The following is a 13217-nucleotide window of genomic DNA, read 5'->3' on the forward strand; positions in this document are numbered from 1 at the left end:
TCTCCTTTGTTTGTTTCTTCTCTTCCGTTCTTTCCAAATCGGGCTTGTCTCATACAACTCTTAGTGGGACAAATCAACTATCTGCGTTTCTTTGCATAAACTGGGTAAAGTGCTGATAGAAACGAATTTGATACCGACAGAAACGGGATTGGAGCTGATATCACATGTGTGGAATTGCGGGTTGGGTCGATTTTCAAAAGCAGCTCGTCCAAGAGAAACATATTATGAACAATATGATAGACACTCTTTCAAAACGAGGGCCTGATGATTCAAACGTCTGGGGAGAGCCCCATGTTTTATTCGGACATAAAAGACTTTCGGTCGTTGACATTGAAGGCGGCCGCCAGCCGATGGCCTGCACGCATCAAGAGGAAACGTACACCATCATTTATAATGGCGAGCTGTATAACACGGAGGAATTGCGGAAGGAGCTTCAGGCGAGGGGCCACCGTTTTGAGAGGACCTCTGATACAGAAGTGCTGCTGCACAGCTATATTGAGTGGCGGGAGGAGTGCGTGGACCGCTTGAACGGTATTTTCGCTTTTGCCATCTGGGATGAAAAGCGCAAGCGGCTGTTCGGGGCAAGAGACCGGCTCGGCGTCAAACCGTTTTTTTATAAAGAACACGGCTCTTCCTTTCTGTTTGGGTCGGAAATGAAAGCCATCCTTGCTCATCCTGATGTGAAAGCCCGCACAGACAGCGGCGGACTTGCGGAAGTATTCGGACTCGGACCGTCCAGAACTCCGGGCTGCGGGGTGTTTAAAGGAATTCACGAGGTGCGTCCCGCCCATGCGTTCACTTTCTCAAAGGACGGTTTGTCCATATGGCGTTATTGGAATGTAAAGAGCGAAAAGCATACAGACAGCTTCGATGAAACCGCGGCTCACATTCGGTACTTATTTCAGGATGCAGTGACACGCCAGCTCGTATCTGACGTGCCGATTTGCACGTTTTTATCAGGGGGGCTTGATTCGAGCGCGATAACCGCGATAGCCGCCGCTCATTTTGAGAAACAAGGCAGAGATCCCCTTCATACTTATTCAATTGATTATGAGGAGAACAGCAAATTTTTTAAAGCGAGCGCCTTTCAGCCGAATGATGACGGCCCGTGGATCGATAAAATGACAAATGCATTCGGCACACAGCATCATAAGTGCGTGATTACGCAGGATCAGCTGATTGAACATCTGGAGGAATCCGTTCTCGTCAGAGACCTGCCGGGCATGGCTGATGTTGATTCATCGCTATTATGGTTCTGCCGGGAAATTAAAAAAGATTTTGTCGTGAGCCTTTCCGGAGAATGTGCGGACGAAATTTTCGGCGGATATCCGTGGTTTCACACAGCGGCAGAAGAAGAGGGATTTCCTTGGATGAGGTCGACTGAGGAGAGGGTCACGCTCTTGGATGAAAAGTGGAAAAAACGGCTGAATCTTAGAGAATACGTGAATGCGAGATATGAAGAAACCATTGCGGAAACGCCGCTGTTAGATGGTGAGACGGGAACAGATAAAGCGAGACGGCAGCTGTTCTACTTAAATATGCTTTGGTTTATGACAAATCTGCTCGACCGCAAAGATCGCATGAGCATGGGCGCAAGTCTTGAAGTACGGGTGCCGTTCGCCGACCACAGACTTGTGGAATACGTTTGGAATATTCCTTGGGAAATGAAAATGCATGGCAACCGGGAAAAAGGTATCTTGCGGAAAGCGCTTGAAGGACTGCTTCCTGAAGATATTTTGTACCGCAAAAAAAGTCCTTATCCGAAAACGCATCACCCGAAATACACGCAGGGGGTCACAGAATGGCTGAAAACGATTTTACAACAGAAAGATTCCGTGCTTCACACCCTGCTTGACAGAAAGAAGCTGGAAATGCTGCTGGAGACAGAAGGTTCATCTTTTCAGGTTCCGTGGTTCGGCCAGCTGATGAAAGGCCCGCAGCTGATCGCCCATCTTGCCCAGATCCATACATGGTTTGAGGCGTACCGTATCGATATAGAAGAATAACAGTGCCGCGACCGGTTTCCGCTGAAGGATATCGGTCTTTTTATTGTGAAACATATGGTACACTAAAAAACAGAGGAGTGATACCATGACCGAATACGAAACATGCGCCCAGCTTGCCGAGGCGCACTTTCCTTTATATAAACGGACTTTCTCATCCCTGCCGCCAAAAAACAGGCGGGCCGCATGGGCGGTGCTTGCTTTGTTTCACGAAGCTGACCGGCTTGATGTGCAGGAACTTGGAGGATTTGAACAGGCGGCACAAGACTTTCTGAACGGGTCCCGCGCCGACGGCTTTTTGTGGGAGGCGCTCACCGATGTGCGGCAGCAATTTGCGCTTGAAGAAGAGCCGTTACGTGAGTTTATCGCCGGCCAAATCTCTGACAGAGAAAAAGTAACGTATCAAGAGTTTGATGACCTGCTGATGTATGCGGGCCAAACAGGCGGAGCCCTCGGCCTGCTGCTGCTGCCGGTTTGTGCGCGCCGGAACCAAGAGAAACTCCGCCATGCAGCCGTTTCATTAGGAGCAGCCATTCAGCTGACCCGGGTGCTTCTGGAGGTCCATACGGACGAGCGGGCGAAAAAGCGTCTCCCGCGCCAGGTGATGAAGCAATTCGGCTATACGGAAGAAGAGCTGGAGAGCCATACCGTCAACAAAGCTTTTATGAATGTATGGGAGTACATCGCATTCGAGGCCGAGGCGTATTTCGAGGAGGCGTCTGAAGAGCTGGAGCTGTTTCCGTTATACTCAAGGCCCGCCGTTACCGGTTTAGCGGCACATTACCGATCAGAGCTCGGTGACATGAGACAACGGCTTTCACAAGCATAAAAAAACGCCCAGCTTCATAACGAAGCTTCGGGCGTTTATGCAATCCCTTTTTGAATCCAAATCCGCGACCGCCATCTTCTGTACATAAGAATGCCTCTGACCCATTCATCCGCGATAAATGAAATCCAGATGCCCATAAGCCCTAATCCGAAATGGATGCCGAACAGATAAGCGAGCGGCAGACCGATACCCCACATGGAAATCATCGCCATGTAGACGGGAAATTTTGCATCTCCGGCAGCCCGCAGCGAGTTGATGATAATGACATTAAATGAACGGCCGGGCTCAAGAATGATCGTCATGGCGATCAGCATGCTCGCCGTCGCAATTATGTCAGGGCTGCTTGTGAAAATTCCGATCAGCTGCTTTGAAAACAAGGTCATGATCACGGATGTCAAAGCGGCAATGCCAAGCGCCCAGTACAGACTTTTCATGCAGCGGTCATAAGCGTCGTCAAACCGTTTGGCGCCGATATATCTGCCGATCAAAATCTGTGTGCCCTGGCTGATCGCCGTTCCGAACAGCAGGATAAACATGGTGATGTTTTGTGTATAAACCTTTGTTGTAAGTGCCTGAGCGCCCATAATGGCGATAAAATAAGTGACAACCATTTGCGAAATGTTGTAAGACAGCTGTTCGCCGGCAGACGGAATCCCGATTTTCAGGAGTTTCCGCAAGTGCTCTTTATGGACGTGAAAAATCTTTTGCCATGTCAGACCGAGTCCGATGCGTTTTTTGACGATCACAATCATCGCGATCAGCCCGATGATCCGCGCGAAGGACGTTGACATCGCAACACCGGCGACGCCTAACACCGGAAGGCCGAGCGGCCCGAAAATGACAAGAAAGTTTCCGGCAATATTTAAAATATTCATCCCGATCGTAACGAACATCGTATCCTTCGTATGACCGTAGCTTTTTAAAATGGCGCTGAACGTCATAATCAAAGCCTGAATGAAGGACAGCCCGCCGACCACCTGCAAAAAGACTTTGGCATCCGGCATCAATTCATTGGAAAGACCCATCACATGAAGCAGCGGAACGGCCGCAAAAAATATGGCGGCGCTGATGGCGAGACTGATGACAAAGTTCGCTCCTATTGATACATAAGCCACTTCCTGCGCCTCTTTTTTCTGTTTAGATCCTAAAAACTGTGAAATCACAATTGTCGTACCCGTTGCGATAAAGCTGAACATCACGATAATTAAATTTAAAATCTGATTGCTGACACCCACGGCCGCCACACTGTTGTCAGAGTATTGGCTAAGCATAAGAGTGTCGGCGTTTCCCATAAACATATATAATGAAACCTCAATAAATATCGGCCAAGTCAGCGCGTATAATGAGAGTTTGTGATCAGAGGATTGTTTGAACGCAGCCCGTTTTAAAATCGCTTGTTTCATTTCTTTTAACCCCTTTCCTGACAAAATCAACGTTTAAAAGTGTACCTCCATTTTCTTATAATAAAAAGGGAGAGAAACGAAACTTCTTGCAAAAATCCGACTTAAAAAGGAGGGCCGAAAATATGTCCTTTCTCGAGTTCACAGTTCCTCCGTTCCCGGTCTTTATCGCTGCGGGAGAAGGAGTATTCAAAAAAGGCGAAACCCATGTGAGACGGGTCTTCCCGGTGTTTGATCTGCTGTATGTGAAAGAAGGCGTCCTCTACATTACAGAAGACGAAAACGCCTTTTCCGTTGAAGCGGGAGAATATATTCTGCTTTCTCCCGGCCTTGAACATTACGGGACAAAAGGCAGTGAAGAAACGACATCCTATTCGTGGCTTCATTTTGAGGGAGCGGCTTATGAGGTGACGGAAACAACCGGGAACAATTGGTCGGAGCTGAGGCGAAAAAAAGGGAGCTTTGAAGAACCGTCCCGCTACCGCCTGTCCCTGCCGCAAAAAGGGAAGGTGAGACGCCCGCAGTTTATGGCCGGGCAATTCAGTGTGCTGACCGATGACAGCGCCGAGAACTCCGATCTGCCGCTCAGAAAGCAGATTCTGTTTGAAGAGCTGCTGCTCCATCTTCAGAAAGAAGCGTTCCAAATCCCGTCCGCAAAGGAAAGAGTCGCATGGGAGGCCGCCCGGTACCTGCAGGAGCACTATCAGGAGAAAACAACCATCAAAGCGCTCTCTTCGGCTCTTCATTACAACCAAGACTACGTGACCCGCTGTATGCAGCAGGTGCTCGGCGTCACGCCCGGCCAGTATACGAACAAAGTCAGAATGACGGAGGCGAAACGTCTTTTGTCCGCAACCAATGACAAAATGGGGGCAATCGCGGACGCCATCGGTATGGAGGACCCGACCTATTTTTCCAAACTGTTTAAACAGATTGAAGGCATTTCGCCGCTTGAATACCGCAAATTCGTAAGCCGGAAAACGGACTGACCTAATACCAGAGAACAAAAGAGGGATCAGTAAGCATGAAAATGACAATTTACGATGTGGCCGAAAAAGCGGGCGTCTCCGGCTATGCCGGATTATGATAGATTCGAAGTGAAAAAGCAAAGGCCCGGGAGGCCTTTGCTTTTTTATGATTCGTATGAGAAAAAAATGTAGTCAGTCGGCACGCCTTTATAGCCCATTTGGTGAAGCATCGCGGTGATATTGCCGCGATGGTATGTGCCGTGATTCACAACATGCCGGATCACATCGGCATATGTCGTCTGAAGCGTCCCCAGGCGCGGATGAGAAATAGAGATCGGACCTTCCGGGTTCTCCATTTCTTTTAAAAATTCGCTGAATTCTTTGTCCAGTTCAGTCATTCTATGTTCAATCGCCTCAAAATCTCCGTCAAGCTTTTCAAATTGATCAAACTGCGAGACGATTTGTTCGAAAGTTTCTCCGTAAAGCACGTGAAGCCAAATGTAATCAGCCCGGTATATATGCACAAGCACGGCGTTCACAGTCGGAAAAACACTTTTCAGTTTCTGCTGTAAGCTGACCGCGGGCAGCGTCTTCAGATGCTGAATAACTTGCTCATTTGCCCATCTGTGGTAGTGATACAGCTTTAAAATGTCTGACATTCCAATTCCCCCTCTTCTTCCGGTACATTCAACATGGCCTGGCCGAATTCCTTTTATCGAAACAAAAGCGCCGCAAAATAAAAAGCAGCACCCCACATCACCAATGCCGAGCATTTATTCAGGATGCCGAGGAGCCGGCCTCCTGTATCCGCCGTTTGAACGAGCCGTCCCGCGAACGCCAGTCCGGCGAACCATACCCAGGAAACCGCGATACAAGCACCGGCAAACAGCCATTTATCAATTCCCGGATAGGCGGCGGAGCTTGTGCCGATGACACTGACGGTATCCAAAATCGCATGCGGGTTCAAAAGGGATACCATGGCGGCCGTGACCGCCTGTTTTTTTGCCGAGAAAACCGTTTTTTTCGCCTGTTCGGCCTGCGGTTTGCTTCTCCAAGTCTGCCAGCCTAAAAAACTGAGAAACAAAAAGCCGCCTATAAGCATGACGGTCTGAAAAACGGGAATCTCTGCAATAATCATTGACACGCCTGCGACGGCCGCGCTGATGAGAATCGTATCGCATACCGCGGCGGCAATCACTGCGGGAAACGCCTGCCACACATGTTTTTGCCAGGCTCCCTGCTGAAAAATAAACACGTTTTGCGCGCCCAATGGCAAAATAAGGCCGAAAGCGAGCATCACTCCGTGAAGAATGGCATTCATATCGTAAAACCCTCCAATCGTCAACTAAATCTCATTGTAGCCGCACTGTGTGCTGATGTCTCCGGCCATTTGGCTGGTACTTAAACCAGCCAAATGTATAATAAATAAAGAAGGAGGGATGACGTATGAACAGCTGGCGTCCGGATCGGGAGTCGCACATACCGCTTTATCTCCAGATCGAACAGCATATAAAAGAAAAAATACTTCATGGCGAATGGACCATCGGCACGAAAATTCCCTCACAAAGAAAGCTCGCCGAGGAGCTTCAGGTCAACCGAAGCACAGTGACGGCAGCAGTTGATGAGTTAATCGCCCAAGGTCTTCTGGAAGGAAAAAGAGGGGGAGGCACAAAGGTCGTCAACAATACGTGGAGCATCATGGCAGCGGCTAAGCCCCTTGATTGGAGCACATACGTTACATCGGGAAGTCATCAGCCGAATTCAGCCTTGGTTCAGGCCATTAATCAAAACGAGCCGCGTCCGGATCTGATCAGGCTGGGGACGGGTGAACTGAGTCAAGAGCTGCTGCCTGAGCAGGAGATGGCCGAACTGTTCCGTGAAGCGGGAACTAACATTTTTGCGCTCGGCTATGAAGAACCGAAGGGCAGCCTTCAGCTTCGGCAAAGCGTCGCGGAACATTTGAAAACAAAGGGAATTCACGCGTCCCCGGCATCCATCGTAATCGTCTCAGGCGCGCTGCAGGCGCTTCAGCTCATTTCAATCGGGCTGCTAAAACCAAACTCTGTCATGCTGACTGAAAACCCGTCGTATCTCCATTCCCTGCGTGTGTTTCAATCAGCGGGCGTCAGGCTTAAGGGAGTGCCAATGGATGGGAGCGGAATCAAAACGGATCATCTTCCTGCTTACCGGCGGCAATACGAAGCAGGGCTGCTGTACACCATTCCGTCATTCCATAATCCGACAGGAACGGTGATGTCACTCAAGCGGAGGAAGGAACTCATCGTCCTCGCAAGAAATCACCGCCTGCCTGTCATTGAAGATGACGCATACGGTGATTTATGGATCGATAAAGAACCGCCGCCTCCGTTAAAATCCATGGACGGTGAGGGGAATGTGCTGTATATCGGCACGCTGTCAAAAACCGTAAGCCCGGGTCTGCGCATCGGATGGGTCGTCGCCCCTGAGCCGGTTGCAGACAGGCTCGCCGATATTAAAATGCAGACGGATTACGGCTCCAGTGCTTTATCTCAATGGGCGGCATGTCAATGGCTGTCAAGCGGCCGCTATGAAGCGCGCCTTTTGCGTCTCAGAAAGGAACTCAAAATCAGAAGAGATGCGGCATTGCGTTCTCTTGAAAGATACGCGGGAGATATTGCGGAGTGGCGTGTGCCGGAGGGGGGCTTTTATATTTGGGTCACTTTTCATCAAGCAATCGCCGTTCAGACGCTTTTCACCCGTGCCTTGGAGGCCGGCGTGCTGATCAATCCGGGAGCTCTCTATCTTCCCGAAGACCGGCAAAGCCTGCGTCTTTCCTATTCATACGCATCCTTACCGGACTTGGAAAAAGGCATTCAAACGATAGCGGACATCGCCCGCCGTTTCGTTTAATAAAAGATCACGTCACAATGGCTCCGAGCGCTTCTGCGAATGTAACGGCATGCGCCGGAGAGATGCGGCATCCTTTCAGCTTCTCAAGTGAGACGTGCAGATGATCAAATGTGCACGTGCTGATATCCATATTAAAAAGAGACGTGCCGATGAAGTTTGCGCCGTTCAAATCACAGGCGTCAAGATCTGTGTATTCAAGAACGGCATCATTCCACTCGCTTTCTGTAAGAGCGCACGTGTCAAACCGGACATGCTTCATATTGGAATAGCTGAAGGAGCTGTAATTTGCGAGGCAGTCTTCAAACCGTACATGACGCATGGCGGAATCCGCCAGATTCAAGCCGAGAAGTTTTGAATGCTGAAACGCCGTTCTATGGATGATGCTTCCGCTGAAATCAGCGTTTGAGACATCACATTTGTCAAACAGGACATCCGTACATTCCATATGTCTGAAAGAGACATCCGTAAAAACGGTGTTTCTGAAAATGACTTTTTCGGCGCGCAGGCCGTCCAGTTTGCTGTTTACCACGGCGTTTTCTATGACGACTTCTTTTATGAGGTCGTCCTGAAGCGCTTCTGTGAAAGAAAGCACCGGCAATTCTTTCGGGATTTTCGGTTTTTGGATCGTATTCATCTCATACTTCCTTTTCTGAATTAATAGCTGAAAACGGCAATTGACAGATATCGTTCTGCCTGCCATCCTTGCTGTTGTGTAATGTACAAAGGGTATTAAAAAAGCGGGAGGGCGTCAATAGTACCGTATATAAAAGCAGGCGTGACATTCAAGGTAATGCCCTTAGAGACATGTCCCCAAGGGCATTTGTCTGTTTCAGGCGAGTTCTTTATACATGATCACATGCGGGCCGATGCCGGGTATGTCAAAGGGGCTGCCCGTGCTTTTCCAGCCGAGCTTTTCGTAATATCCCTTTACGTGACATCTGGCGTTGCACCAGACAAGCGCCGCCCCCATATCTGCCAGTTTTCGTTCTGCATAGGCGATTAACGTGCTTCCCGCTTTTTGCGTCCGGTATTCCTCAAGCGTCGCCATGCCGCGCAGCTGATAGGCGGGCGCTGCCTGTAAAGCCTGCTGGTTCTGCGGGTAGAAAGAAGCGATGCTGATCAATGTCCCGTCGTAAAAACCTCCGAGATGAAAGGCTCCTTTGACGCTGTCCTGATCATATTTACAATCCTCAATCGTCTGATGGGGGCGCAGCACGCTGTGTCTGATCGCGTATGTGTCTTCTGCGGTGATGGGTTTTACTTCAACCATGAAAAAATCCTCCTTTGCTTGATTCTTTTTCTGTATCGTACCATGAAAAAGCCGCCTGTCATATCAGGCGGCCTCTTCCGCGTCAATGCAAATATACATCAGCCCGCTTTTCATCCTTTTGCTTAATATAAGCTGCAAGCTCTGACGTCAAATCAGAACGGAGAAACGGGGTGATTAAATAAATTCCGTTAAACAGTTCGCACGCCGTGTCGAGAAGCGACTTGGCGATGGCGAGGCCTTCGGCTTTCTGCTTCCGCTTGTCTTCGCCGGCGAGCGCCATTTTTTCGCGGATGCTGTCTGACAGCTTAATGCCCGGGATTTCATGATGGATGAACTCTGCGTTGCGGCTGCTCGTTAACGGCATGATTCCGATATACACCGGTGTTTTGAGATGCTTCGTTTCATGATGAATGTCAATGAGCTGCTGCTCCGAGTAGACAGGCTGGGACACGAAGTAGTCAGCTCCGCACTCGATTTTTTTCTCCAGCCGTTTTACTGCTTTATCGAGATGGCGGACATTCGGATTAAATGCTCCGGCTACGGAAAAGTTCGTTTTCTTGCCGAGCGGTTTCCCTGATAAAGAAATGCCCTCGTTGAATTGTTTAATCAGCCTGATCAAGTCAAAGGACGTTAAATCATAGACGGAGGTAGCCCCCGGAAAGTCGCCGATTTTTGAAGGATCACCCGTGATGGCTAAAATGTCGGTGAGCCCGAGCGTATCCAGCCCCATTAAATGTGACTGAAGGCCGATGATGTTGCGGTCTCTGCATGTAATGTGAACGAGAGAACGGATATCAAGGCGCTCTTTCAGCAATGAACCGCAGGCGGCATTGCTGATCCGCGGTGTCGCCAATGAATTGTCGGCGAGCGTCAGCGCTTCTATGCCGGTTTCTTTTAATTCAGCCGCCGCTTGCAGAAATTTGTCAAAATTCAATTTTTTCGGCGGATCAAGCTCTACGATAATTGACCGTTTTTGAGCGGCGATTTCGTTTAAACCCGGCTCGGTCCGTTCGTTGCGGACTGAGATGACTTCTTCTTCCCGTCTGATTTTCACTTCTTTATCAGTGACGGGAGAAAGTCCTTGGACCGCTTCAGCCATGGCTCTGATATGGTTTGGCGTCGTACCGCAGCAGCCGCCGATAATGCGCGCGCCCTGAGTGCGGAACTGTACGGCGCTCTCCCGGAAATAGGCATCGTCCGTATCATAAACAAGCCGGCCTTCTTCTAAAGACGGAAGGCTGCTGTTCGGATAGACCGATAAATAAGCGTCACGGAAAATCGGCACTTCGGTGAGCGCTTCAATCATGTGGTACGGGCCGAGCCGGCAATTGATTCCCGTTATGTCAGCGCCGAGATCGGCAATGGACCTGAGGGCTTCCCGAAGCGGCGTTCCGTCCTGCAGCACGCCCTGTTCGTGCATGGATACGTTCAGCATAATCGGAAGTTCCGTTTCTTTTCTCGCGATCTTCAGCACTTCACGCGCCTCTTCTAAATCATAGTATGTTTCCAGAAGCAGACCGTCCGGCTCTTCGTGCAGCAATAAATAAAGCTGCTCCCGAAAGCTGCGTTTAATCTCCTCCAGGCTGTAGGCGTTTTTGTTAAAGGTGCGGATGCCGCCCATCGTTCCCAATACATAAGCGCCGTCTGAGGAAGCGCGCGCGATTCTGACCGCCTCCTGATTGATTTTTTTCGTTTCGTCCTCAAGTCCGTATCTTGAGAGCTTAATAAAATTCGCGCCGTACGTATTTGTCTGGATGATGTCTGCCCCGGCTTCCACGTAAGCCTTATGTATCCGCTTGATCTCTTCGGGCTTTGATACGTTCAGTTCCTCAAAACATCTGTCAATGCCGTAGGAATAGAGGAGAGTGCCCATCGCGCCGTCTCCGATTAAAATCCGTTCTTTTAAGTCTTGTAATAGTCCCATTGTTTGCCTCCTTCGTCACATTCAGCAAGGAAAAAAGAGAAATAAAAAAAGTCTTCTTAAGAAGAAGACTTTGTAATCATTTGTCTCTCTTCTTATCTTCCAAGCTGTTTTTAGCTTGCTGGATTTAGCACCTTGGTCATGGTTTGGGTAAACCACTACACCGGTTGCTGAAGCGTCGTCGGGCCAGTCCCTCGGCTTCTCTTGATAAGAACGTTCATGTAATTGTCATGGGTTTCCAAAACTTAACTGTGAAAATCCCTTTCTCCAAATTTACCGAAAATAGAGACAATAATCAATAGGAATCACATAATTTATCTAAAATTAATAAATTGAACGTCAATCGGCAGGTCTGCTCCGCGGACGGCTGCAATAATCTGCTGCAGATCATCTTTATTTTTTCCGGTGACGCGCACTTGGTCGTCCTGAATCTGCGACTTGACCTTCAAGCCGGAGTTTTTAATCACCGCGTTGATTTTTTTGGCGCTGTCTTTATCAATGCCCTGTACAAGCTTCGCGCGCTGGCGCACCGTGCCTCCCGATGCATTTTCGATTTTGCCGTATTCAATGTTTTTCGTCGGCACGTCCCGTTTGATCAGCTTGCCGCTCAGCACATCTTTGAGCTGATTCAGTTTAAACTCGTCATCAGAAATCAGGACAAGTTCTTCCTTTTCTAAAGTTACATCGCTTTTCGATCCTTTAAAGTCATAGCGCGTGCCGATTTCTTTCAGCGTCATCTGAATCGCATTCTGCACTTCGGGAAATTCAACTTTGGATACAATATCAAAAGAACTTTCTTTTGCCATGAGAAAACCTCCTATAACATTTCACTTATGAGTTGATTATAGTAGAATAAAGAGAAATGTCCAACAGCATAAAGCATGAATTTATGCATATTGGAAAAAATGAGAAAAACATCAGCCTCATACGGGCGAATCAGGAAGGACGATAACATGAGACCAGGGCAGCAGCTCACGCTTAGTATAGATCACCAAACCGATTTCGGTTATTTTTTAACCGACGGCGAGGATACGGTTCTTTTACATAACAGTGAAATCACAGAGGATATCGAAGACAGAGATGAAGTGGACGTATTTATTTACGTCGATCATCAGGAAAGACTCGCGGCGACGATGAAAAAGCCGCTCATCAGCTTTTATGACTACGGATGGGTGGAAGTGACGGACGCTGTGGAAGATATGGGCGTATTCGTCGACGTCGGTCTGTCAAAAGACGCGCTCGTCGCAACGGAGCACCTGCCTCCGTACAAATCCGTCTGGCCGCAAAAAGGAGACAGACTGTATTGCATGCTGAAGGTGACAAGCCGCGGGCGCATGTTTGCCAAGCCGGCGCCTGAGGATATCATCAGTGAATTATTTACGGATGCAGGGGAAGACGTCATGAATAAAGACCTGACGGGCACGGTGTACAGACTGATTGCATCAGGCTCTTTTCTGATTACCGATGAAGGCATCCGCGCGTTTATTCACCCTTCAGAAAGAAAAGAAGAGCCGAGACTCGGCAGCCGCGTGACAGGGCGTGTCATCGAGGTGAAGGAAGACGGCTCCGTCAACATGTCACTGCTGCCGAGAAAGCAGGATGCGCTTTCGGTTGACGCGGAAGAGATTCTGACCTATCTGAGATCAAGAAACGGCGCGATGCCTTACGGAGACAAAAGCCATCCTGACGATATCCGCGAACGGTTTCATTTAAGCAAAGCCGCCTTTAAGCGGGCGCTCGGGCATCTGATGAAAAACGGCAAGGTCTATCAGGAAGACGGCTGGACATACGAAAAACAATAAATTTTCTGCAAAAACATCGGTGAACCAAAACCGATGTTTTTTATTTTCTCAAAAGCTCCTATACCCTCATTTGTTTAACATCCTGCCGAACATACATATTTTATTGAAATAAAATATTCTGACATCCGAACCGAT

At 48.9% G+C, this 13217-nt stretch carries 12 protein-coding genes and 1 riboswitch; of the genes, 5 read left to right on the top strand and 7 right to left on the bottom strand.

From position 1 onward, the window contains the following. Positions 1 to 164: 164 nt before the first annotated feature. Positions 165 to 2006 (top strand): asparagine synthase (glutamine-hydrolyzing), encoded by a 1842-nt coding sequence (gene asnB / locus BR62_RS0113200; RefSeq protein WP_032871151.1) that lies wholly within the window; start codon positions 165 to 167, stop codon positions 2004 to 2006. Positions 2007 to 2091: 85 nt separating this feature from the next. After that, positions 2092 to 2832 (top strand): squalene/phytoene synthase family protein, encoded by a 741-nt coding sequence (locus BR62_RS0113205; RefSeq protein ID WP_032871153.1) that lies wholly within the window; start codon positions 2092 to 2094, stop codon positions 2830 to 2832. A gap of 35 nt (positions 2833 to 2867) precedes the next feature. On the opposite strand, the gene BR62_RS0113210 is transcribed toward BR62_RS0113205, so the two are convergent. After that, the gene (locus tag BR62_RS0113210; protein WP_003155121.1) at positions 2868 to 4235 is read right to left on the bottom strand and encodes an MATE family efflux transporter; all 1368 of its coding nucleotides are present in this window, start codon (positions 4233 to 4235) and stop codon (positions 2868 to 2870) included. 122 nt (positions 4236 to 4357) lie between these two features. Between BR62_RS0113210 and BR62_RS0113215 the strand changes: the two genes are divergently transcribed. Then, positions 4358 to 5221 (top strand): AraC family transcriptional regulator, encoded by an 864-nt coding sequence (locus BR62_RS0113215; protein WP_007409155.1) that lies wholly within the window; start codon positions 4358 to 4360, stop codon positions 5219 to 5221. A 143-nt stretch (positions 5222 to 5364) separates the two neighbouring features. Here BR62_RS0113215 and BR62_RS0113220 read toward each other — a convergent pair whose 3' ends face one another. Together BR62_RS0113220 and BR62_RS0113225 are read right to left on the bottom strand one after the other, a co-directional pair. After that, a complete protein-coding gene (locus BR62_RS0113220) occupies positions 5365 to 5859 on the bottom strand; it encodes a DinB family protein (protein WP_015239546.1) in 495 nt (164 codons plus the stop codon). A 53-nt stretch (positions 5860 to 5912) separates the two neighbouring features. After that, a complete protein-coding gene (locus BR62_RS0113225; protein ID WP_020955613.1) occupies positions 5913 to 6521 on the bottom strand; it encodes a LysE/ArgO family amino acid transporter in 609 nt (202 codons plus the stop codon). A 125-nt stretch (positions 6522 to 6646) separates the two neighbouring features. Between BR62_RS0113225 and pdxR the strand changes: the two genes are divergently transcribed. Further along, positions 6647 to 8089, top strand: a complete 1443-nt coding sequence (gene pdxR, locus BR62_RS0113230) for a MocR-like pyridoxine biosynthesis transcription factor PdxR (protein WP_032871156.1) — start codon at positions 6647 to 6649, stop codon at positions 8087 to 8089. A gap of 7 nt (positions 8090 to 8096) precedes the next feature. Here pdxR and BR62_RS0113235 read toward each other — a convergent pair whose 3' ends face one another. The 4 genes from BR62_RS0113235 to BR62_RS0113250 form a co-directional block, all read right to left on the bottom strand. After that, positions 8097 to 8723, bottom strand: coding sequence for a pentapeptide repeat-containing protein (locus BR62_RS0113235; RefSeq protein ID WP_032871159.1), 627 nt, complete (start codon positions 8721 to 8723; stop codon positions 8097 to 8099). A gap of 195 nt (positions 8724 to 8918) precedes the next feature. Next, positions 8919 to 9359 carry a GNAT family N-acetyltransferase gene (locus BR62_RS0113240; RefSeq protein ID WP_007409151.1) on the bottom strand — a complete coding sequence of 147 codons (441 nt, stop codon included), beginning with the start codon at positions 9357 to 9359 and terminating at the stop codon, positions 8919 to 8921. Between the two features lie 82 nt (positions 9360 to 9441). Further along, a complete protein-coding gene (locus tag BR62_RS0113245; RefSeq protein WP_007409150.1) occupies positions 9442 to 11283 on the bottom strand; it encodes a bifunctional homocysteine S-methyltransferase/methylenetetrahydrofolate reductase in 1842 nt (613 codons plus the stop codon). Between the two features lie 89 nt (positions 11284 to 11372). Then, positions 11373 to 11494: riboswitch (SAM riboswitch) on the bottom strand. 100 nt (positions 11495 to 11594) lie between these two features. Then, positions 11595 to 12086 (bottom strand): YajQ family cyclic di-GMP-binding protein, encoded by a 492-nt coding sequence (locus BR62_RS0113250; protein ID WP_003155112.1) that lies wholly within the window; start codon positions 12084 to 12086, stop codon positions 11595 to 11597. 99 nt (positions 12087 to 12185) lie between these two features. On the opposite strand from BR62_RS0113250, the gene BR62_RS0113255 reads away from it, so the two are divergent. After that, the gene (locus BR62_RS0113255) at positions 12186 to 13082 is read left to right on the top strand and encodes a CvfB family protein (protein ID WP_172615145.1); all 897 of its coding nucleotides are present in this window, start codon (positions 12186 to 12188) and stop codon (positions 13080 to 13082) included. Positions 13083 to 13217: the final 135 nt, after the last annotated feature.

This window comes from Bacillus sp. UNC69MF (genome assembly GCF_000746035.1).
Taxonomy (GTDB): Bacteria; Bacillota; Bacilli; order Bacillales; family Bacillaceae; genus Bacillus; species Bacillus velezensis.